This window comes from Gilvirhabdus luticola (genome assembly GCF_040117515.1).
GTDB classification, from domain to species: Bacteria; Bacteroidota; Bacteroidia; order Flavobacteriales; family Flavobacteriaceae; genus Gilvirhabdus; species Gilvirhabdus luticola.
Genome location: NZ_JBEEEN010000002.1, coordinates 520,951 through 544,939, shown reverse-complemented (window position 1 = coordinate 544,939; position 23,989 = coordinate 520,951). Strand labels below are relative to the sequence as shown.

Here is a 23,989-nt window from a genome sequence, read left to right as displayed (position 1 = left end):
CAAATATGAAAAATTTAAAAAATGTATTAAGTATTAGTGTTCTTGCACTAATGGTGATGCTGTTTCTTTTTGCTTGTGATAGCAAACTTGAAACAAATGAAGGACAACTCAACACAGGTGATGTTGATTATACTAACACTAGTGATATGATACTCCCGTTAGTTGGCGCTTATCAATCATGGGCAACACGTGGATGGGAAGAATCTTTGTTACTTTCAGTAAGAGGAGATGACGTAAATGCTGGTGGCCTTGGTGACCAACAACCTTTTGCGGATACAGATATGTTTACATACGATAAAGACTATTGGATGTATAATTCGCTTTGGAATATACATTATTCAGATATTATAAGTGTTAATAATGCTTTAGATTTAATTCAACAATACAAAGAATTTGCTGATGAAAGTGAGCATGCCAGAGCAGACCAATATATGGCAGAAACCAAAGTATTTAGAGCGTGGTTACATTTTAATTTGGCAAGAGTTTGGGGAGACATCTTCATTATTAATACGGCAATACCTGACGAAGGTATTGATGAAGGAGTGAAAACAAAGGCCGAAGTCATGCAGTTTATTTCTGATTTAATGGATGAAGCAATACCTTATCTTCCAGATATGCGCCCAAATGAGCGCACCGATCTTCCTGGTGGCGTTACTAAATATACGGCTTTGGCTTTGAAAGCTATGGCTCAATTAGAACTTAAAAATTATCAAGGAGTTGCAGACGCTACAAGTGCCATTATTAACTCAAACAAGTTTTCACTTTATCCAGATTATTACGAACTTTTTAAAACTGATGGTGAGTTAAGTAATGAAAACCTTTTAGAAATGCAGTATTCAGATTATAATACTGGTACTGGAGATAGTTTTTACCATTTATATGCTCCATATGGTCCACAGGGTTGGACTCCGGCAAGAGAAAATGCCCAAAGTGGTTGGGGTTTCTATGAGCCAAGCTTAAAATTTATCAAATTTATGTTAGATAGAGGTGAAATGGTTCGTTTGCAAACTAGTGTGTTGTTTACTGATAGAGGAATTACCGAAATACAATCGGATCCAAATTATGCGACTTTACCTGCATGGATTAGTAACACAACACCTGATGGAGATGTCATTAACGACTATGCTCGAGCATTGTTTGCAAGTGGGAAACACTATTTACCCTCAAACCAAATTATAGCAGGTAGAAATAACTATAGCGCAGGTAAAAATTTTATTTGTATTCGCTATGCTGAAATTTTACTAATGCATGCAGAGGCTTTAACTCGAGGAGCTAGTGGAAGTGGACTAACTGCAGATCAGGCTGTAAATATGGTTAGAGATCGAGCGGGATTATTGCCTATTTCTGGTGTAACAACTGCACAAGTATTAGATGAAAAATTTGCAGAGTTAGGAATGGAATGGGGCATTCGTTATTACGATATGATTAGATCAGAAAACTACAGTGAGTTAAGTTATGATGGAAGAACTTTTTCACCTGATAAAGCATTATTGCCCTACCCACAAGCACAAGTTGATGCTTTACCATTAGGAGGAGATACAAATTAAAATTTTAAACAGAACAATATGAAAAATATTCTAAAATATACTATCGGAATTTTTGCACTATTAATAGTTTCGTGCAACGATGGCATCGATCCTATTACTGCCGTTGATCCTGGACCAGATCAGGGTGCGCCAGAAGTAACTATTTTAAAACCATTGGAAGGAAGTACTATACAGGTTTTCGAAGATGTTACATCATTAGATGTAAAATTTGAAGTAGTGGATGATATTGAAATTAGTAGTATTTCAGTACAATTAGATGGCAACCAATTAAGAAACTATAGCAGTTTTACAGATTATAGAATAGCTTTAGAAGAATTCACCTACAATAATCTAGTAGATGGGGATCACGTATTGGCAGTAATTGCCACTGATTTAGAAGGAAATTCTACAACAGCAGAAGTTAATTTTAGTAAGCAACCACCTTATACGCCGTTATTTGATGGAGAAATTCTATACATGCCTTTTGATGGAGATTATAGAGATCTAATTGGATTTAGCATAGCAGATGAGGTAGGAACGCCAGGATTTGCTGGCACTAGTTATGCAGGAACAAATGCTTATAAAGGAGCAACTGACGCTTATTTAACATTCCCATCAGGCGGCTTGTTAAATAATGAATTTACCGCTGCTTTTTGGTACAAAGCAAGTGGAGATCCTGACCGCGCTGGTATTTTAGTTGCAGGAGATGATGCCTCTGATCGCCAACAAGGGTTTAGATTATTTAGAGAAGGAAGCGGAACTGAACAGCGTATTAAATTAAATGTTGGTACCGGAGTAGGCGAAAGTTGGAATGATGGAGGAGTTATAGATGTTACAGCAGACGAGTGGGTTCATGTCACTATGACAATCTCACAAACAGAAAGTAAGATTTATTTTAATGGGATTGAAATGAATTCTTCAACTTTAGCTGCACCTATTGATTGGACCGGTGTTGGGCCACTTACCATTGGTGCTGGTGGAGAAACTTTTAGTTATTGGAATCATTTATCAGATAATAGTGCTTTTGACGAATTAAGAATTTTCGATAAAGCCTTATCTCAAGCAGAGATTCAAATTATGATAAATTCTTTCAATCCTTACATACCTCAATATGATGGAGAATCTTTTTATATGCCTTTTGATAGTGGTTACATTAATTTGGTTGGAGGTACTGCAGCTTCAGAAGTAGGAGCTCCTTCAATTACTATGGATTCTTATGTTGGAGATGGTGCTTATATGGGAGCTACAGATTCTTATTTAACGCATCCAATAGGTAACTTGGCAAGTAGTCAATTTAGTGCTACTATGTGGTATAAGGTTGACTCTTCACCAGATCGATCCGGTATCTTGGTTGTTGGTGATGATGAAACAGATCGTTTACAAGGGTTTAGGTTATTTAGGGAAGGGAATGCTACAGAACAGCGTATTAAATTAAATGTCGGAACTGGAGCAGGCGAAAGCTGGAATGATGGTGATGTAATTGATGTTACTGCTGGCGAGTGGGTACATATTGCAATGACCATTTCTGATTCAGAAAATAAAATTTATTTTAACGGAGTTGAAGTAAGAACATCTGCCATGTCTGCACCAATAGACTGGACCGGTTGTGAATTCTTCACTATAGGATCCGGAGGAGATACTTTTAGTTATTGGGGTCACTTATCGGATAATAGTAAACTAGATGACTTAAGATTTTTTAATAAGGCATTAAGTCCAGAAGAGGTTGCGGCAATAGTTGGTGGAGACTTTGTACCTCCATATCATGGAGCAACTTTATATTCTCCTTTCGATGGTACGTTTATCGATAAGGTAACAAATACTAATGCAACAGAAGTTGGCACACCTGGTTTTGCTGGGGAGAGCGTTGTAGGTAGTGATGCATTTCTTGGAGCAGCAGACTCGTACGTATCGTTCCCAATTGCAAATGTTTTCTCAAATGAATTTAGCGGAGCGTTTTGGTACAAGGTAAATGGAGATCCTGATAGATCAGGTATTTTAACTGTAGCACCTCCAAGAGTTGATGATGCAGATGTTAGATCATCTGGATTTAGATTATTTAGGGAAGGAAGTGCCACAGAACAAAGAATAAAACTACAAGTTGGCGCTGGTGGCGGAGACGTATGGAATGATGGAGATGTCATTGACGTTACTGCTGGCGAATGGGTGCATATTGCATTTACAGTTTCAGATACAACAACGCAATTATATTTTAATGGTGTAGCAGTAGACAACAGTGGCGATATGACTGGTAAAGCAATGAGTTGGGATGGTTGTACAGATGTTACAATAGGATCTGGTGCTCCTAATTTTATAGGTTGGGGACATTTATCAGATTCAAGTATTATAGATGAACTCTATCTGTTCGACAGAGTTATAACTGTTGAAGAAATACAAACAATAATGTCAGAATAATTTGTTTTTCATAAAACTCCAGAGCAGGGTTTAACAATTCAACTCTGGAGTTTGTATAACTTTTTTTGAATTAGTCTTTTTATATTTTAGCTGCAATTCAATCTTGAAATGCAGCTAAAAATTAATTTTCAAAATTTTATCAATGAAACTAATTAAGAATATATTTTTCATTCTTTTTTTTTCCTTTATAACGACTTTTTATAGTTGTAAATCAAATAATAAAGAAAGTGAATCAAGTGAAGCTGATCCAAGTATGTATTCAAAACTTACAGAAGATCAGTTGTTGGATACAATTCAGAAACAAACCTTCAATTACTTTTGGGATGCAGCTGAACCAAATTCTGGTTTAGCAAGGGAAAGATTGCATATGGACGATGATTATCCAACATCTCCAAAAAATACGGTAACAACTGGTGGAAGTGGCTTTGGGTTAATGGCTATTTTAGTTGGTGTAGAAAGAGGTTTTATATCAAGAGAACAAGCACTAGATAGATTTATTAAGATTACAGATTTTTTGGAGAATGCAGATAGATTTCATGGTGCTTGGCCGCATTGGCTTAATGGAGAGACAGGAAAAGTGTATCCATTTAGTGAAAAAGATAATGGAGGCGATTTGGTAGAAACTGCTTTTTTAGTACAAGGTCTTTTAACAGTTTATGAATATTTTAAAGATGGTAATGAAAAAGAGCAAGAGCTTGTTTCTAAAATAGATAGACTTTGGAGAAGTGTAGAATGGGATTGGTATACCAAAAATGGCGAAGATGTATTGTATTGGCATTGGTCTCCTTCGTATGGTTGGGAAATGAATTTTCCAGTTGGAGGATATAATGAATGTTTAATAATGTATGTGCTAGCAGCTTCATCGCCAACGCATTCTATAAATAAATCTGTTTATGATAAAGGTTGGGCATTAGATGGTAATATTGTTTCAAAAGATTCTCTATATAATATACCACTAGTTTTAAATTACTATGAACACGACGACTCACCTATTGGACCACTTTTTTGGGCTCATTATTCTTATTTAGGCTTAAATCCAAATGGTTTAAGGGATCAATATGCTGACTATTGGAAGTTAACTCAAAACCATGCAAAAATTCATTATAAATATGCACAAGATAATCCGAACCAATATAAAGGTTATGGAGATAGTCTTTGGGGTTTAACATCAAGTTATTCTATAAATGGTTATGCTGGTCACAGACCAGGAAGGGACCTAGGTGTTGTTTCACCAACAGCTGCCTTTTCATCATTCCCATATACACCCAAAGAAAGCATGCAGATGCTTAAAAAATTATATAAAGATCATGATTCTTTAATAGGTGAATATGGACCATATGATGCATTTAGTTTACATGATAATTGGTATTTACCAAGATATTTAGCCATTGACCAAGGACCAATTCCTGTAATGATTGAAAATTATAGAACAGGATTATTATGGAAACTTTTTATGCAGAACGAAGATGTTCAGAAAGGACTGGACAAATTAGGTTTTATCTATGAGTAAATATTCAAAATATATATTCACGATTTTTCTGTTTCTAGCGCATAGTTTAAATACACAAGAAAAGCCATACTTAAAAACATTGTTTGAAAACAGTTCTATGCCTGAAGCATACTATTTTTCCAAAGTCGATTTTTCTGGAAATAGTTGGATTAAAAATGTGGATGGTAAACTTCCTGTTAATGATTCTGTTTTTTTTACACCAAAAAACGCACTGTTAATTGAGTATCAGTCATCCAATGAAGGATATTGGTCTGCAGAAATTTTGTATGATGATATTAGGGGAATAAACCATTTTGTTTCAGCCGAAATATTGTCTTTTTGGTTATTTCTTTCAAATAAAGAAGCTATTTCTTCACTTCCAAAGGTAAACTTGAAATTGGCTGAAAAAAAATACACACAGTCAATATCATTAAATGAAATTTGTCAAGAACTTCCTGTTAATCAATGGGTTCAAATTAAAATTCCACTGGCTGAATTTGGTCAATCTATTGCTGTTGATGAAATTAAGGGCTTGTCTTTATCTCAAGACAAAACCGGCCAATCCAACCAAAGTTTTTTGATAGACCAGATAGAATTTCTCCCAGAACAATCTTCAGGAGTTGTTACCAAAGCTCCAAAATTGATTGATGCAAAAGGTTATGAGAAACACATTGATCTTTCATGGGAAAAAATCAATGATGCATTGATAAGATATGTACAGATATATCGTAAGGGTAATAATGAATCCGATTTCAAATATATCGGTTTACAAAGTCCTTGGATTTCTGGATATACAGATTTTGTTGGCGAATCAAAAGATACATTTACATATAAGCTTTCATTTTTGAGCCAAGACTATCAAAAAACATCATTTTCTAATTCTTTAAGTACCAAAACCAGAAAATTGACCGATGAGGAGTTATTGGATATGATACAAGAATCCCACTTAAGATATTATTGGGAAGGAGCCGAGCCAAATTCTGGTTTAGCTTTAGAAAATATACCAGGTAGAACCTCTATGATAGCTACTGGAGCTTCAGGTTTTGGCATGATGGCTATAATAGCTGGTATTAACAGAGATTTTATTTCCAGAGAAGATGCAGTAGAACGCTTCTTGAAGAGCACTAGATATTTGTTAATGGCAAATCGTTTTCATGGTGTTTTCCCGCATTTTTTGAACGGTCAAACAGGTAAAGTTGTTCCTTTTTTTGGAAATAAAGATAATGGAGCTGATTTGGTAGAAACCTCTTTTTTAATGCAAGGATTATTAACAGCTAGATCTTTTTTTGACCAAGACAATTTAAAAGAACAAGAAATTAGAAACAACATCACCAGACTTTGGAAAGAGGTAGAATGGAATTGGTTTCGTCAAAAGTCCAGTCCTGATTTTTTAACATGGCATTGGTCACCAGATCAATCATGGGTTATTGATCATCAATTGATAGGTTGGAACGAAACCATGATTACTTATTGCCTAGCAATTGCTTCACCAACACACAGCGTACCAGCATCTATGTACTATTCTGGTTGGGCAAGTCAATCTGAAAAGGCACGAGATTATCGTATTAATTGGGGAAAGACTAATGATGGCTCTAATTATTCAAATGGCAATTCATACTACAATATAGAATTGCCAATAGGTGTTTCAAATGGAGGGCCATTATTTTTTACGCATTATTCTTTTTTTGGAATGAATCCTCATGAAATCACAGACATTTATGGCAATTACTTTGATAACAACCAACGTATTGCTCTGATTAATCAAAAGTATTGTATAAACAATCCTGAAAATCATCAAGGATATGGAGAAGATTTTTGGGGACTTACAGCAAGTGATGGTCCTGGTCGTTATTTAGCCGATGAGCCAAATCCAAATAATGACCGTGGAAAAATGACTCCAACGGGTGCTCTGTCCAGCTTCCCTTATACTCCAGAGGCTTCTATGAAAGCCTTGAAGAATTATTATACAAACCATGGTAAAGAACTTTATGGTTATTATGGTTTTTATGACGCAATATCATTGGATGAACATTGGAGATCACCCATATATATGGGATTAAATCAGGCTCCTATTGTAGTAATGCTTGAAAATTACAGATCAGGATTAATATGGGATTTGTTTATGAGCAATAAAGATGTTCAAATTGGATTAAAAAAATTAAATAATGAAACTTACAAAAGAAAAAAACCATGAAAAAATTGATCTATATATTTGGATTATTGTTAGTGTTGAGTTGCGGTGGTGATAGTGGACCTGGCTATCAAGAACCTTATTTACCAGGAAGTGACGATGATCCTGATCCAGTTGTTAATCCATTAACAGACCAAGAAATAATGGACTTAACCCAAAAAGAAACCTTTAAGTATTTTTGGGATTTTGCCAATTCAGACTCTGGCGGAGCTAAAGAACGATATCATCCTGGCAATCCAAGTCTTGATCAAAATGTTGTGACATCTGGAGGAACAGGTTTTGGACTCATGGCAATTTTAGTAGGAATTGAGCGAGGTTATGTAACCAGAGAACAAGGTGTAGAAAGGTTGACAAAAATCTTTAATTTTCTAGAAAATGCAGATCGTTTTCATGGAGCTTGGTCACATTGGATAGATGGAGGTTCTGGAAATGTTATTCCTTTTGGCACAGAAGATAATGGAGGAGATTTAGTAGAAACTGCATTTTTAGCACAAGGTCTTATCTGTATCAAAGAATATTTTAAAAATGGTTCAAATGAAGAAAAAGAACTTGCGAATAAAGCTGATGCATTATGGAAAGGTGTAGAATGGAATTGGTACACTCAAAATCAAAATGTACTTTTTTGGCATTGGAGCCCAAATTATGGTTTCGACATCAATTTAGAATTGAGAGGTTATAACGAAACATTAATTGCCTATGTACTAGGAGCTGCTTCTCCAGACTATCCAATTCCAGCAGAGGCCTATCATGATGGTTGGGCTAATAATGGTAATATTGTTACGTCGGAGACACAATATAATATTCCTTTAATTCTTGACCATGCAGGTACGGGTAGTGGACCACTTTTTTGGGCTCATTATTCTTATTTAGGACTAAAGCCTAATGGATTAACAGATCAATATGCCAACTATTGGAACTTAAATGTTAACCACACCAATATTAATTATGAATATTGTGTAGACAATCCTCTTAATCATTTGGATTATGGACCAAATTGTTGGGGGTTAACCGCTAGCTATACCAGAAATTCTGATGGTTCAATAGGTTATAACGCACATAAACCTGGAAACGATCCAGGTGTAGTTTCGCCCACAGCGGCAATAAGCTCAATTTCATATACACCACAAAAATCATTAGCTGCAATGCATTTTTTTTATAGTAAAAAAGACAAATTGCTGGGTCCAGCTGGATTTTATGATGCTTTTAGCCCAAGACATAACTACTGGGTTGCCGAAGCATATTTAGCCATAGATCAGGGTCCCCAAATTATTATGATTGAAAATTACCGTACTGGATTACTCTGGAATTTATTTATGCAAAATGAAGATGTCCAAAATGGATTGGATGCTCTTGGGTTTAATTATTAAAAAATTAGAAATGAAATTCAAAATCATACTCTTTTTATTTTTGATTGGTTTTTCAGGCACTTTAAATGCCCAAACGGAAAGTTTATACTCCGAAGAATTATATCTTAATAATGGCGACACATTAAGATATAGAATGTTACTCCCAAAAAACTTTTCTGAAGAGAATAAATATCCTATTGTTTTATTCTTACATGGTGCAGGTGAACGTGGCAACGATAATAAAAAGCAATTGGTTCATGGCAGTAAATTGTTTCTCAATCAAATGATTAGAGGTGCATTTCCAGCAATAATTATTTTTCCTCAATGCCCAAGAGACAATTACTGGTCAAACGCGACGGTCGACAGATCTACAAACCCTATTTCACTAGTATATCCATTGGATAAGCCACCAACAAAACCTTTAGATTTGGTTATACAATTAATCGAAGGTTATTTAAGTAAACCTTATGTAGATAAAAATAAAGTTTATGTAGGAGGGCTTTCAATGGGAGGAATGGGAACTTTTGAAATCTTATATCAAAGACCAAATATCTTTGCTGCAGCATTTGCTATTTGTGGTGGTGGAAACCCAGAAAGTGCAAAAGAATACGCAACCAAAACAGAACTTTGGGTATTCCATGGCGCTAAAGATGATGTCGTGAATCCTCAATTATCTGTAGATATGGTAAGTGCCATTCTTAAATATGGAGGAAAACCCAATTTCACCTTATATGCTGATGATAATCATAATAGCTGGGATTCAGCATTTGCAGAACCTCAACTTTTACCATGGCTTTTTTCTAAATCAAAAAATTAATCATGAATAAACTAACCTTAATTACAATACTATCTATGACACTTTTATTTGTGTCATGTAATATAGAAGAAACGAAATCTAAAGACTCTAATAATAATCCTTTTGAGAAACAAATAGATTCTATTTTAGCTTTGATGACCTTTGAAGAAAAATTAGGTCAGTTAAATCTTCCTGCAACTGGTCCTATAACAACTGGTTCTTCAAAAAGCACAGATGTTATTAAGAAAATTGAAGACGGTTTAATTGGAGGTCTTTTCAATTTAAAAGATCATAAAAACATCTACGAAGTACAAAAAATAGCAGTAGAAAAAAGCCGTTTAGGTATTCCGTTAATCTTTGGTATGGACGTCATTCACGGTTTTAAAACCACATTCCCTATTCCGTTAGGGTTATCATCATCATGGGATATGGAAATGATTAAAAAAACAGCTCAAGTCGCAGCTTCCGAAGCTAGTGCGAATGGCATAAACTGGACGTTCTCACCAATGGTAGATATATCTCGCGATCCGCGTTGGGGAAGAATTTCTGAAGGAAATGGTGAAGATCCTTATTTATGCAGCGAAATTGCCAGGGCCATGGTTAGAGGTTACCAACAAGACGATTTAACTGCCAACAATACTTTAATGTCCTGCGTTAAGCACTTTGCGCTATATGGCGCACCAGAAGCTGGTAGAGATTACAATACTGTTGATATGAGTCGTATGAGAATGTACAACGAATATTTACCTCCCTATAAAGCTGCTGTAGAAGAAGGCGTTGGCTCAGTCATGGCGTCCTTTAATGAAATTGATGGTATTCCTGCTACTGGAAACAAATGGTTATTAACCGAATTATTGCGTGACGATTGGGGATTTGATGGCTTTGTGGTTTCTGATTACACTGGAATTTACGAAATGATGCCTCACGGAATGGGAGACGCAGTTACTGTAACATCTTTAGCGTTAAAGGCAGGGTTGGATATGGATATGGCTGGTGATGCTCCAGGAATAGACGCTGCTTTTATTAAAAATTTAAAAACGGCTTTGGATCAAGGTGAAATTGATATGAAGCATATTGATAAGGCCGTTAAACGTGTTTTAACTGCAAAGTATACATTAGGATTATTTGATGACCCCTATAGGTATTGCAATGAAAACCGAGCTGAAACCGAAGTTTTTACACAACAAAACCGAGACTTTGCTCGCAAAGTTGCGGCAGAATCTATGGTTTTATTAAAAAATGAAAACCAAACATTACCATTAAAAAAATCCGGAACCATTGCATTAATTGGCCCTTTAGCTAATACAGCAGTTAATATGGCTGGAACTTGGAGTGTGTCCACGGATCAAGAAAAGTCCATTCCCGTTATAGAAGGCTTAAAAGCAGTAGTTGGTGATAATGCTAAAATTCTTTATGCCAAAGGAAGTAATGTTGATTATGATTTAGAACTTGAAAAACGAGGTACTATGTTTGGTAAAGATATACCTCGGGACGGAAGAACCGACCAACAATTGTTAGATGAAGCTTTGAATGTTGCTAAAAAATCAGATGTAATTGTCGCTAATTTGGGGGAAGCAGCAGAATATAGTGGCGAAAGTAGCAGTAGAACAAACCTTCATATTCCAAAAGTGCAGAGGGATTTATTGAACGCATTATTAAAAACAGGAAAACCTGTTGTTTTGGTGCTTTTTACTGGAAGACCTCTGGTTTTAGTGGAAGAAAACGACACTGTTCCAGCTATACTTAATGTATGGTTCCCAGGTAGTGAAGCTGGTTTGGCTATTTCAGATGTGTTGTTTGGCGATGTAAATCCTTCAGGGAAACTTACTACAACATTTCCAAGAAATGTGGGGCAAATTCCAATTTATTACAATCATAAAAATACAGGTAGGCCACTAGGGAATTCTGAAGGCAAGTTTGAAAAATTTAAATCTAATTATTTCGATGTGCGTAATGAACCTCTTTATCCATTCGGTTATGGATTAAGTTACACAACGTTTGATTATTCAAATTTGAAACTAGATAAATCATCTATCAATATGGATAGTGAAATTACAGTTTCTGTAGATGTTACCAATTCTGGAGATTATGATGGTAAAGAAGTAGTTCAGCTTTATGTTCGTGATCTTGTTGGCACTGTAACACGTCCAGTAAAAGAATTAAAAGGATTCCAAAAAGTAGAGATCAAAAAAGGCGAAACTAAAACAATAACCTTCAAATTGACCGGAGAGGATTTGAAATTCTACAATTACAATTTAGATTTTGTAGCAGAACCTGGAAAGTTTCATGTATTTGTTGGAACAGATTCTAGTACAGAAATAATGGAAGAATTTGAATTAACAAATTAATTCAATTGAAGCACTCAAAAATACATATTATAAATAAAAATATCATTTTACTGTTATGCTTCTTATTTGTTTTAGTTTCTTTTTCACAACATAAAACTATACATTCTGGATGGCAATTTTCAGAAAATAAAATTTCATGGGAAACCATTAACATTCCTCATACATGGAATAAAGATGATGCGTTTGATGATACAAGAGGTTATCGTCGCGGAATGGGTTATTATAAAAAGCAAGTGTTTATTTCTTCAGAAGAAAAAGATAAGATTCACTATCTAAAATTTAATGGTGTAAATCAAGAAGCTACGGTCTATATAAATGGCAAACAGGTAGGTAATCACAAAGGAGGTTACACAGCTTTTAATTTTGAAGTAACACCATATCTAATTTATGATGAATACAACCTTATAGATGTTATGGTTGATAATTCTCATAATATTGATATTCCTCCATTAGATGCTGATTTTACATTTTACGGAGGTATTTATCGCGATGTTGAGTTAATAACATTGCCAAAACAACATTTTAGTTTAGATGATTTTGCCTCAGATGGTTTTTATGTTGATTATTATGAAGTTTCAGACGAGAAAGCAGGTATAGAAATAACTTCAATTTTAAAGAATGCTTCCAAGTCTAACTCTAATGTTAAGTTGCATTTAATACTTTATGATGACAAGGGAAAGCTAATAAAGGAAAGAACAGAAATATTGATGCTTCCTTTAGAAGCTGCTAACGAAGTCAAAATTAAATTATCTGAAGTTTACAATCCAAAGCTTTGGTCACCAGATAATCCCTATTTGTATAAATTGCAATTAATTTTACAAGATGAAAAGGGCAATCTGTTAGATTCTAAATCTTCTAATATTGGATTTAGATGGGTCTCAATAGATTCTGAAAACGGATTCTTTTTAAATGGAAAACCAATTAAATTAATAGGTGTAAACAGGCACCAGGATTATCAAGGATATGGTAATGCGGTGCCTTTAGAAATTCAGAAAAAAGACATTGAACTTATTAAAAACATGGGAGCAAATGTAATTCGTTTTGCTCATTATCCTCACAGGCGAGAGTTGTATGATTTGTGCGATAAACTTGGAATTTTAGTATGGACAGAAATACCTGTAGTAAATAAGGTCACCAATTCTAAAGCTTTTTTTGATGTTTGTATTAACATGCAAAATGAACACATAAAGCAGTATTATAATTATCCTTCAGTTGTCATGTTTGGTTATATGAATGAGATTTTTTTACGGTTGGCTTTTGACAATAAATCTAGCGATGAAGAGAAGAACCAATTAAAGACAACATCATTGAAATTAGCAAGGCAATTAGAAGATTTGACCAGACAATTAGCTCCAAATCACATTACTGTAATGGCTTGTCACTTAAATGAAGTATATAATGAAACAGGAATAGCTGATTTACCAATGCTTTTAGGTTGGAATCTTTATTTTGGTTGGTACGACAAAGAAATTCAAGATTTAGGAATTTTCTTGGACAATCAGCACAAGCGTTATCCAAACCGATCGTTATTGCTTTCCGAATATGGTCCAGGAGCAGATGTCAGGATTTTTACTAAAACACCAAAAAAGTTTGACTTTTCAACTGATTATCAAGCCAAATTGCATCAATCATATTATAAACAAATAACAGACAGACCATTTATGACTGGAATGACTGCTTGGAATTTTGCCGATTTTGGATCAGAATTTCGTGGTGACGCTATTCCGCATGTTAACCAAAAAGGCTTGGTGCAATATGACAGAAGACCTAAAGAGATTTACTATTGGTATAAATCTGTATTGGATGATGACAAACCATTTATTCATATAGCTACAGATTATTTGTCAGGCTTAACATTATTAGAAAATGAAAGCTATCCAATTCAAGTATTTTCTAACCAAGAACAGGCAAGTGTTTTCCTTAATGATGAAAAGGTACAAGATGTAAATATTGAGAATGGATTTGCAATAGCGGAATTGCATTTCTTTGATGGAGTTAATCATATTAAAATTATTTCAGAAAATACTTCTGAAGAAAAAAAAGTCGAGGTTAAAAGAATAAGCAACTTGGACTTTAAAGATTTCAATCGCTTCGGTATCAACATAGGCTCACATTTTTATTTTTCTGATGTCAACCATCAAATCACATTTATACCAGATCAGCCTTATAAAAAAGGGTGGTTCGGTTATTTAGATGGCAAACCTTTTAGAATGACCAAAGATAAAAACCAAGGCATACCTCATAACATTAAGAATTCAACTTCAGAACCTTTATTTCAAACCATGTTGGAAGGCTGTTCTACTTATAAAATTGATGTTCCAGATGGCAATTATAAGGTGGATTTATTCTTTGTAGAACCTCAAATTAAACCTACAGAGAACATTTATAATTTATCTGAAATCGATAATACGTCAACCAAAATACAACGTATTTTTGATGTGTTTTTTAATGAACAGTTAGTTGAAAAACAATTTAATCTTGCAAGTGCTTACCCAGAAAAGTACGGCGTTTCTTTAACAAGCACGATACAAATATCCAACAATAACGGCTTAACCATTTCACTAAAAGATTTTAAAGGAGAGCCTGTAATAAGTGGTGTTTTAATAGAAAAATTAGATTAAATGAAAAATATTTTAACCCTTTGCTGTTTATTGCTCGTTTTATTGACTACGGCACAAACAAAAACAACTTATACATATTCTATAAAAGGGAATGATACTCTAAAATTAGATGTCTATACACCAGAGAAGATTAAACCAAATGATAAATTACCAACTCTATTATGGATGCATGGCGGTGGCTTTTCTGGAGGTTCGAGAGACTATAAAGACGACGCACAATTATGTCAATATGCTGCACAGAATGGTTATATTGGGATTTCAATATCCTATCGATTATTAAGAAAAGGAACTAAAACAGGTTTTGGATGTGATTGTACTAAAGAAGATAAGTTAGAAGTGTTTAAACAAGCTGCTATTGATTATCTAGATGCTGCTGCTTATACGGTTGCTAATGCTGAAGAGTTACATATTGATACCAAAAATATAATTGCTGGAGGAAGTAGTGCTGGCGCAGAAGGCACATTAACTGCCGTTTACATGCGAGAACATTTTGTTGATGATTTAGACAAATATAAAGATGTGTCATTCAGTGGTATCTTTTCATGTGCTGGAGCTTTGGTAAATGCTGATTATATAACAAAAAATAATGCAATTCCTAGTGTCTTGTTTCATGGTACAAAGGATCAATTAGTACCATTTGCATCGGCACCTCATCATTATTGTGATCCAGAAAAACCAGGATATTTAATTTTAGATGGTTCAGAAATCATAGCAAATAAATTAGAAGAATTTGAAACTTCATACTATTTTAATATTGTAAAAGAAGCACGGCACGAAATTTCTGCTATACCCTTTAAAGATTTAGATAAAGTGTTTAAATTTTTTGAACAAACTATAATTAATGACGAAGTCATTCAAACAAAAATTATTAGAAAAAAATCACAATGAGAATCTATACATATCTAATATGCATTATTATTCTATTACAATCATGCAAAAATAAAGATCAACAAAGAGTTGAAATTCAGGAATTCAAACGGCCTAATATTGTCTATATCATGGCTGACGACCATGCGGAGCAAGCGATAAGTGCTTATGGTCATGTAATAAGTCAATTAGCACCAACACCTAATATTGACAGAATAGCTAACGAAGGTGCTTTATTCAGAAATAACTTTTGCACCAATTCTATTTGTGGTCCAAGTAGAGCAGTAGTTTTAACTGGAAAGTTCAGCCATATTAATGGATTCAGAATGAATGGAAACCGATTTGATGGTAGTCAACAAACGTTTCCTAAATTATTACAAAATGCGGGTTATAATACAGCAGTAATTGGCAAATGGCACCTCCATGGATTGCCTGAAGGATTTGACTACTGGAATATTTTAAATGATCAAGGTAATTATTACAACCCAACCTTTATTAAACAAGGCAGTAATGGAAAAGTGGCGGACACTTTAGATATTGCTGGCTATACAACCGATATCATTACAGATGAAGGAATAAGGTATCTTAAGCGTATAAAGGATGACAATCAACCATTCATGCTCATGCTTCAGCACAAAGCACCACATCGTAATTGGATGCCTGCATTACGCCATGTAAACAAATATGATTCTATTCAGTTTCCATTACCAGACACCTATTTCATGGCTCATGAAGGTTCTTTAGGATCAAAAGATCAGCAACAAACCATTTACAAGGACATGTACGAAGGGCATGATTTAAAAATGACAAAAGAAAAAGGAAGTACAGAATTGGCTTGGAATCCATGGACAAACGATTTTAAAAGAATGACACCAGAACAACGCGATGCTTGTGATAAAGCATATCTACCTAAAAATGATGCTTTTCATGAAGCTAACCTATCGGGAAGAGCTTTAGCAGAATGGAAAGGACAACGCTATTTACAGGAATATCTGGCAACTATTGCTTCAGTGGATGAAGGCGTTGGGACAGTGTTGGATTTTCTTGAAGAATATGGACTGGCGGAAAATACTATAGTGATTTATACTACAGATCAAGGATTTTATTTAGGCGAAAAAGGATGGTTTGATAAGCGCTATATGTATGAAGAGTCATTGGCAATGCCTTTATTAGTAAAATATCCTGGTCATATCAAAGCTGGAAGTGAAATAAGTGCATTGACCCAAAACCTTGATTTTGCTGAAACCTTTTTGGATTATGCTGGAGTTGAAATCCCTTCAGATATGCAAGGAAAATCACTTCGTCCTCTGTTGGAACAGACAATAGAAGATGATGATTTTAGAGATTCTGTTTATTATCATTATTATGATTATCCGGCATTCCACATGGTAAAAAAACATTATGGTGTAAGAACAAGCCGCTATAAATTGATGCATTTTTATGACGATATTGATACATGGGAATTATACGATTTGGAAGAAGATCCTAATGAAATTCATAATCAAATAAACAATCCAGAATACGACAATATTGAAGTCCAATTAAGAAATAAACTAGCTGAATTACAAAAACAATATCAGGTTACCGATCAGGAATTTGAACAAGCACCAAAGCAGCAAGTTGAAAAGGCCTATAAACAATTTGAACGATTACGTGGTCATACAGGAACGGCATATGATCCTATAAATGATAAAGATTATACACCATGAGACTAATATTATTATTCGCTATACTATTGAGTTTTTCATCTTGTAAACAAGAAGACCAAACTGAAGGGGTAAAAACTTCAGAAGTATTAAATAATAAAGAAAACAATAAGAATTTTAATACTTATTGCAATCCTTTAGATATTGACTATACCTACATGGTTTACAATTCAAGCAGAAATATATCCTATCGTTCTGGCGCCGATCCTGCTGTTATTGAATTTCGTGGAGAATACTATATGTTTGTGACGCGTTCTTTTGGCTATTGGCATTCAACTGATCTGGTAAACTGGAATTTTATTAAACCTCGACAATGGTTCTTTGAAGGATGCAACGCACCTACAGCTTTTAATTATAAAGATTCGCTGGTTTATTTTGCAGGTAATCCAGCTGGTTACGGAAGTATACTTTATAGTGACGACCCGAAAAGTGGGAAATGGAAACCAACACCTTCAATTTCTAACAATATTCAGGATTCAGAATTATTTATTGACGATGACGGCAAGACGTATCTGTATTGGGGTTCATCTAATGTTCATCCACTCAGAGTAAAAATGTTGAATAAAGATGATCGTTTTTTGGAAACAGGTGTTAAAAAAGAATTGATCAATCTTGTTGAGGAAGAACACGGTTGGGAACGTTTTGGAGAAAACAATTTTCATCCAACATTGAAAGAAGGCTATATGGAAGGTGCTTCCATGACAAAGCACGACGGGAAATACTATTTGCAGTATGCAGCACCAGGCACGCAGTTTAATGTGTATGCCGATGGTGTTTATGTTGGAGAAACTCCCCTGGGTCCTTTTAAGTACATGAATAATAATCCTATGAGCTTTAAACCAGGAGGTTTTACCAATGGCGCAGGACATGGTATTACCGTGAAGCAGACCAATGGACAATATTGGCATTTTGCAACTATGGCGTTAGCGTCTAATGCTCAATGGGAACGACGATTGTGTATGTTTCCTACTTATTTTGATGAAGAAGGTTTAATGTACGCCAATACCGAATATGGTGATTATCCTCGTTTTGGATCAAATCATCCTACAAATGCAGGACAACATAACGGTTGGATGTTGCTATCGTACAAAGGATATGTAACGGTATCATCCTCGTTAAAACAAATAATGAAATTCACATCGAATGATGACGAAGTAGAAGTTACCGAATTGCCGGTTGAAAAAAATGCTGAAGGGCAAGTTATCTCCAAAGTTTTAACTGATGAAAATCCGAAAACGTTTTGGGTGGCCGAAGCGAACGATGATAAACAATGGTTAACTATTGAAATGTTAAACCTAGGGAAAATTTATGCTTTCCAGCTGAATTTTCATGACCATGAATCAGGTATTTATACGCGTACGGAAGGTTTAAGACACCGTTTCAGTATTGAAGTATCCGAAGATGGAACCAATTGGCAAACCGTAGTTGATAGAAGCCAAAGTGACAAAGATGCACCAAATGCTTACATCGCTTTAAATAAGCCTATTAATGGGAAGTATATTCGATATAAAAATGTAGAAGTTCCTGGCGCTAACTTCGCAATGTCGGAGTTTAGGGTTTTTGGTTTAGGACTTGGTAAAGTACCAGCAAAAGTAGAAGGATTCACCATAAAACGGGAAAACGACCGGAGAGATGCAGTATTCACCTGGAATTCAATAAAAGAAGCTCAAGGTTATAACATCCGCTGGGGAATTGCTCCAGACAAATTATACCAGTCGTGGTTAGTATATGACAACAATGAACATTTTATGCGTTGTTTGGACCGTGATACTTCATATTATTTTAGTATTGAAGCATTCAATGAAAATGGTATTTCAGAGAAAAGTGACATCATTTATGTAGAGTAATTATGAAACAGATTTTATTAGGAGTTTTTTCGTTTATCGTTCTTTTCACTCAAGCACAAGAGTTAAAAGTAATGACTTACAATGTTAAACTAGACTATCCAAAAGAAGGAGAAAATAGCTGGGCCAACAGAAAGCCATTTTTCATAAATCAATTAAAGTTTTATGAACCAGATGTGTTTGGTGTTCAAGAGGCAATGCCTAATCAAATGAAGGATATTGATAACCTTCTAACAGATTATAGTTTTGTCGGAGTAGGCCGTGATGATGGTAATGATGAAGGAGAGTACTCGGCTATTTTCTATAAAAAAGATAAGTTTGAGGTTTTAGAATCTTCGACTTTTTGGTTGTCACAAACACCAGAAAAGGTCTCTATGGGTTGGGATGCAGTGTGTAACAGAATTTGTACTTATGCGCTTTTTGAAGACATAGAAACTAGTCGAAAAATTTGGATTTTCAATACGCACTTTGACCATGTTGGAGTAGAAGCTAGAAAAAATAGCGCCACCTTGATTATTCAGCGGATTAACGAAATCAATGTACAAAACTATCCGGTAATTTTAATGGGAGATTTTAATATGGAAGAAAGTCATGAAAGTATTCAGTTTATTCTTAAAAACTTAAATGACTCTAAAGTCGTTTCTAATATGACATTTGGTCCAGAAGGGACTTATAACGGATTTCATTTTGATGAGCCTGTTACCGCACGCATCGATTATATTTTTGTAAGCTCTAATATTAAAGTTAAAAAATATGCAGTTTTAAGTGATTCTTGGAATTTGAAATATCCATCAGATCATTTGCCAGTTTTAATTGAGATAAGAATTAATTGATAAAAAAAACCCTTACAATTTGTAAGGGCTTCTTAATAAATAAGATTTTTACTACTTAATTAGTTTGTAGCATCTTTTACAGCGTCTGCTGCATCGTTTGCAGCACCTTCAACGGCTTCAACTGCATCACCAGCAGCATCAACAGCATCGTCAATAGCTTCGCCTACTTCTTCCATAGCACCTTCGGTTGCATCCATAGCATCATCAGCCGCTTCTTCAACCGCTTCAGTTGCATTTTCTACAGCTTCTTCAGCACCTTTTTTAGTATCTCTACATGATGTAAAAGATATACTTAAAGCTAACAATAAAGCAAGGCTCAATAATAGTTTTTTCATTAGTTTATAATTTTAGTGTTAATTATTTCGCGAAAATAGTAACTTCTTGTTAATTTTCGTAGTGAACAAGTCAAGAATTTTAACATTTTTTTAAAAAACCTTAACAATTCACATTAATTTACGAGAATACTCCATGATTTGGATTACGGCTCCTCTGTTTTTTTTAATAAAATTAAAGTTTTGTTGACCAATTTTTAAACGTTCTGTATAATCTTGAATTAACAATTCCATAATTTTTTCAAATTCTTGCAGTTTTGAAACTGAAAACATACCTCCATGATCAATCATGCTTATGGCTTCGGGATGTTTTGAGTAATTTTTCCCAATAATAATAGGAATACCAAAAACGGCAGCTTCTAAAGTGTTATGTAATCCTTTAGTGCCCATACCACCGCCGACATAAGCAATATCAGCATACTTATAAATTCTTGAAAGATACCCAACCGTATCAATAATAAGAACTTGAAAATCTTTTAAGTTTTTATTTTCCTTTTTAGAATATAAAACAGAATTTAATTTAATTTTTTGTTGTAGTTTCTCTATATACGGAGTTTTAATATCATGTGGCACCAAAATAAATTTTAGTTTTTTTGAAGATTGGGTATTAATATATTCAACTAATATTTCTTCATCTTCAGGCCAAATGCTTCCAGCTACAAAGCACAAACTATCTTGCTTAAAAGCTTCAATAAAAGGAAGCAAGTTATCCTGATCTAATTGATTTAAAACACGATCAAATCTTGTATCTCCTGAAACAGTAACGCTATTAAAACCTATACTTTTTAATAAGTCTTTGGATTGTTGGTCTTGGGTAAAAATATGATCGAAAGCAAATAATGCTTTTTTGAGCTTCTTTCCATAAAACCTAAAAAAAGTTTGGGTTTCCCTAAAGAGTGCAGAGATTAGAATGGTTTTATAATTTCCTTGTTTTAATGTTGAAAGATAATTTGGCCAAATTTCATATTTCACAAAAACAGTGAGTTCTGGTCTAATAATATCTATAAAATTGGAGGCATTTGTTTTTGAGTCTAAAGGTAAATAAACTACAATATCAGCTATTGAGCTATCTTTTTTAATTTCATAACCAGAAGGCGAAAAAAAGGAGAGTACAATTTTGTGATTTTTGTAAAGCTTCTTTAAGTCTTGAAAAACAGGTAGGCCTTGTTCATATTCGCCCAAAGAGGCACAATGAAACCAAAGAGTTTTATCGCTTTTGTTTAATTTGCTTTTTAAGATATCAAATGTTTTTGCTCTTCCTTTTACACCAAGTTTAATTTTGTTGTTAAAAGGAGCAACACACTTCAATCCGAAGTCGACAACTGTTATACCTATATTATAAATCAAACTCAACTCAATTTATTTGTTGCTAAAATACATTTCTTTAAAATAAATACATTGGTTAGCGTAAATGAATTTTGTAATTTCGCTACCTATGAGAAAAATACAAATGGTTGACCTGAAAGGTCAATATGGTGATATAAAAGATGAGGTTAATGCTTCCATACAAGAAGTTATAGATAACACTTCATTTATCAACGGTCCAAAAGTTCATGAATTTCAGAAAAATTTGGAGAATTATTTGGGTGTTAAGCATGTTATACCTTGCGCTAATGGGACAGATGCTTTACAAATTGCTATGATGGGATTAGGGCTTAAACCAGGTGATGAAGTAATAACAGCAGACTTTACTTTTGCAGCTACAGTTGAAGTTATTGCTTTACTTAATCTCACACCTGTTTTAGTTGATGTAAACCCAGACGATTTTATTATCAACATTGATGCTATAAAAAGGGCAATTACACCAAAAACAAAAGCCATTGTGCCTGTACATTTGTTTGGACAATGTGCAAACATGGAATCTATTATGGAAATTGCTGAAGCCCATAATTTGTTTGTAATAGAAGATAATGCTCAAGCCATTGGCGCAACATATACTTATAAAAATGGCAAAAAAGTTAAAGCAGGAACTATAAGCCATGTAGCTTCTACGTCATTTTTCCCATCTAAAAACCTTGGCTGTTATGGAGATGGAGGTGCCATTTTTACAAATGATGATGATTTAGCACATACTATTAGAGGTATTGTTAATCATGGAATGTATGAGCGATATCATCATGATGTTGTTGGGGTTAATTCTCGTTTAGATAGCATTCAGGCTGCTGTTTTAGATGCAAAACTGCCTAGATTGAATGATTATATTAAAGCTCGGCAACAAGCTGCAAGAAAATATAATGCTGCCTTTAAAAATATTGAAAAAATTACAACACCAAAAACTGTAAATGGATGTGATGGTGTTTGCGACACCTGTGATTGCCATGTTTTTCATCAATATACATTAAGATTAAATGGCGTTGATAGAGATGTTTTAGTAAAGTATTTAAATGATAATGGAATCCCATGTGGCGTTTATTACCCTATTCCGCTTCACAACCAAAAAGCATATCGTGATTCTAGATATAAAGAAGAAGATTTTGAAGTAACCAACCAACTGGTAAAAGAAGTTATATCTTTGCCAATGCACACTGAATTAGATGACGAACAAATTGAGTTTATTACTTCAAAAGTTATAGATTTTGTCAATGGGTAAAATATTAGTCACAGGTGGTTTAGGTTTTATAGGATCTCACACTGTAGTTGAACTTCAAAATGAAGGCTATGAGGTCGTTATTATTGACAATTTATCAAATTCCTCAATTAAGGTATTAGATGGTATTGTTGCAATTACTGGAAAGCAACCCATTTTTGAGAAGTTTGATTTAAGAGATAAACACAAAGTTCAAGAGTTTTTTAGAATATATCAAGATATAACTGGAGTTGTGCATTTTGCAGCGAGCAAAGCTGTTGGAGAAAGTGTTGAAAAACCTCTTTTATATTATGAGAATAATATAAATACATTAGTCTATTTGTTACAAGAATTTGGGAAGTTTGAACATTCAAATTTCATTTTTAGTTCGTCTTGCACTGTTTATGGTCAAGCAGATGAATTACCAATAACAGAAGATGCACCGGTTAAGACTGCAGAATCTCCTTACGGTAATACTAAACAAATAGGTGAAGAAATTATAAGAGACACTTGTAAGGTTCACCAACATTTTAATGCAATTTCTTTGCGCTATTTTAATCCAATTGGAGCTCACGAAAGTGTCAAAATTGGTGAACTTCCAATTGGTGTTCCTCAAAATCTAGTGCCTTTTATTACTCAAACTGCTGCTGGTTTGCGTAGTGAACTTTCGGTTTTTGGTAATGATTATCCAACTTCTGATGGTACTTGTATAAGAGATTACATTCATGTAGTAGATTTGGCAAAAGCGCATGTAGTTGCTTTGGAAAGACTTATGAGCCATAAAAATAAATCTAATTATGAGGTTTTTAATATTGGTACAGGAACGGGTAGTACAGTTTTAGAAGTTATCCAATCTTTTGAGCGTGTTTCGGGTGAAAAACTTAATTATAAGTTTGCTGATAGAAGAGCTGGAGATGTTATTTCTGCTTATGCCAATACCAAGAAAGCAAATACTGAATTAGGCTGGAAGGCCAAACTTTCATTAGACGATGCTATGGCATCTGCATGGAAGTGGCAAAAGAGCTTAAATTTTTAATATTTTTCACTATTAAGGCATTTTTAAATTATAGCAAGATTAGTTATCAATCTGTTAATGATTAGTCACAATAAAT

The 23,989-nt window shown here is 34.3% G+C and carries 16 protein-coding genes; 14 read left to right on the top strand and 2 right to left on the bottom strand.

Annotation, left to right across the window (positions count from 1 at the left end):
- The first annotated feature begins 5 nt into the window (after nucleotides 1-5).
- The 12 genes from AAFP94_RS06925 (at nucleotide 6) to AAFP94_RS06870 (ending at nucleotide 19,979) form a co-directional block, all read left to right on the top strand.
- The gene (locus AAFP94_RS06925; RefSeq protein ID WP_316661807.1) at nucleotides 6-1,547 is read left to right on the top strand and encodes a RagB/SusD family nutrient uptake outer membrane protein; all 1,542 of its coding nucleotides are present in this window, start codon (nucleotides 6-8) and stop codon (nucleotides 1,545-1,547) included.
- An 18-nt stretch (nucleotides 1,548-1,565) separates the two neighbouring features.
- On the top strand, nucleotides 1,566-3,938 hold the full coding sequence (locus AAFP94_RS06920; protein WP_316661806.1) for a LamG domain-containing protein: 2,373 nt from the start codon (nucleotides 1,566-1,568) through the stop codon (nucleotides 3,936-3,938).
- Nucleotides 3,939-4,080: 142 nt separating this feature from the next.
- Nucleotides 4,081-5,448: a glucoamylase family protein gene (locus AAFP94_RS06915; RefSeq protein ID WP_316661805.1), complete on the top strand. Its 1,368-nt coding sequence runs from the start codon at nucleotides 4,081-4,083 to the stop codon at nucleotides 5,446-5,448.
- Nucleotides 5,441-7,621, top strand: a complete 2,181-nt coding sequence (locus AAFP94_RS06910) for a glucoamylase family protein (protein ID WP_316661804.1) — start codon at nucleotides 5,441-5,443, stop codon at nucleotides 7,619-7,621. The genes AAFP94_RS06915 and AAFP94_RS06910 overlap by 8 nt, the downstream gene beginning before the upstream one ends.
- Nucleotides 7,618-8,985, top strand: coding sequence for a glucoamylase family protein (locus AAFP94_RS06905; RefSeq protein ID WP_316661803.1), 1,368 nt, complete (start codon nucleotides 7,618-7,620; stop codon nucleotides 8,983-8,985). The genes AAFP94_RS06910 and AAFP94_RS06905 overlap by 4 nt, the downstream gene beginning before the upstream one ends.
- A 10-nt stretch (nucleotides 8,986-8,995) precedes the next feature.
- Nucleotides 8,996-9,781, top strand: coding sequence for a carboxylesterase family protein (locus AAFP94_RS06900; protein WP_316661802.1), 786 nt, complete (start codon nucleotides 8,996-8,998; stop codon nucleotides 9,779-9,781).
- Between the two features lie 2 nt (nucleotides 9,782-9,783).
- Nucleotides 9,784-12,108, top strand: a complete 2,325-nt coding sequence (gene bglX / locus AAFP94_RS06895) for a beta-glucosidase BglX (RefSeq protein WP_316661801.1) — start codon at nucleotides 9,784-9,786, stop codon at nucleotides 12,106-12,108.
- Nucleotides 12,109-12,113: 5 nt separating this feature from the next.
- The gene (locus AAFP94_RS06890; protein WP_316661800.1) at nucleotides 12,114-14,729 is read left to right on the top strand and encodes a glycoside hydrolase family 2 TIM barrel-domain containing protein; all 2,616 of its coding nucleotides are present in this window, start codon (nucleotides 12,114-12,116) and stop codon (nucleotides 14,727-14,729) included.
- Entirely contained in the window at nucleotides 14,730-15,617 is an 888-nt protein-coding gene (locus tag AAFP94_RS06885) for an alpha/beta hydrolase (RefSeq protein ID WP_316661799.1), read from the top strand. It abuts the gene before it with no gap.
- Nucleotides 15,614-17,305: a sulfatase family protein gene (locus tag AAFP94_RS06880; protein ID WP_316661798.1), complete on the top strand. Its 1,692-nt coding sequence runs from the start codon at nucleotides 15,614-15,616 to the stop codon at nucleotides 17,303-17,305. The genes AAFP94_RS06885 and AAFP94_RS06880 overlap by 4 nt, the downstream gene beginning before the upstream one ends.
- A complete protein-coding gene (locus AAFP94_RS06875; RefSeq protein WP_316661797.1) occupies nucleotides 17,302-19,149 on the top strand; it encodes a family 43 glycosylhydrolase in 1,848 nt (615 codons plus the stop codon). The genes AAFP94_RS06880 and AAFP94_RS06875 overlap by 4 nt, the downstream gene beginning before the upstream one ends.
- Before the next feature lie 2 nt (nucleotides 19,150-19,151).
- The gene (locus tag AAFP94_RS06870) at nucleotides 19,152-19,979 is read left to right on the top strand and encodes an endonuclease/exonuclease/phosphatase family protein (RefSeq protein WP_316661796.1); all 828 of its coding nucleotides are present in this window, start codon (nucleotides 19,152-19,154) and stop codon (nucleotides 19,977-19,979) included.
- 59 nt (nucleotides 19,980-20,038) lie between these two features.
- On the opposite strand, the gene AAFP94_RS06865 is transcribed toward AAFP94_RS06870, so the two are convergent.
- Complete coding sequence (locus tag AAFP94_RS06865; RefSeq protein WP_316661795.1) at nucleotides 20,039-20,314, bottom strand: hypothetical protein; 276 nt, start codon at nucleotides 20,312-20,314, stop codon at nucleotides 20,039-20,041.
- A gap of 108 nt (nucleotides 20,315-20,422) precedes the next feature.
- On the bottom strand, nucleotides 20,423-21,658 hold the full coding sequence (locus AAFP94_RS06860; protein ID WP_316661794.1) for a 3-deoxy-D-manno-octulosonic acid transferase: 1,236 nt from the start codon (nucleotides 21,656-21,658) through the stop codon (nucleotides 20,423-20,425).
- 88 nt (nucleotides 21,659-21,746) lie between these two features.
- Between AAFP94_RS06860 and AAFP94_RS06855 the strand changes: the two genes are divergently transcribed.
- Complete coding sequence (locus AAFP94_RS06855; RefSeq protein ID WP_316661793.1) at nucleotides 21,747-22,901, top strand: DegT/DnrJ/EryC1/StrS family aminotransferase; 1,155 nt, start codon at nucleotides 21,747-21,749, stop codon at nucleotides 22,899-22,901.
- Nucleotides 22,894-23,913, top strand: coding sequence for a UDP-glucose 4-epimerase GalE (gene galE / locus AAFP94_RS06850; protein WP_316661792.1), 1,020 nt, complete (start codon nucleotides 22,894-22,896; stop codon nucleotides 23,911-23,913). Before AAFP94_RS06855 ends, galE begins: the two co-directional genes overlap by 8 nt.
- Nucleotides 23,914-23,989: the final 76 nt, after the last annotated feature.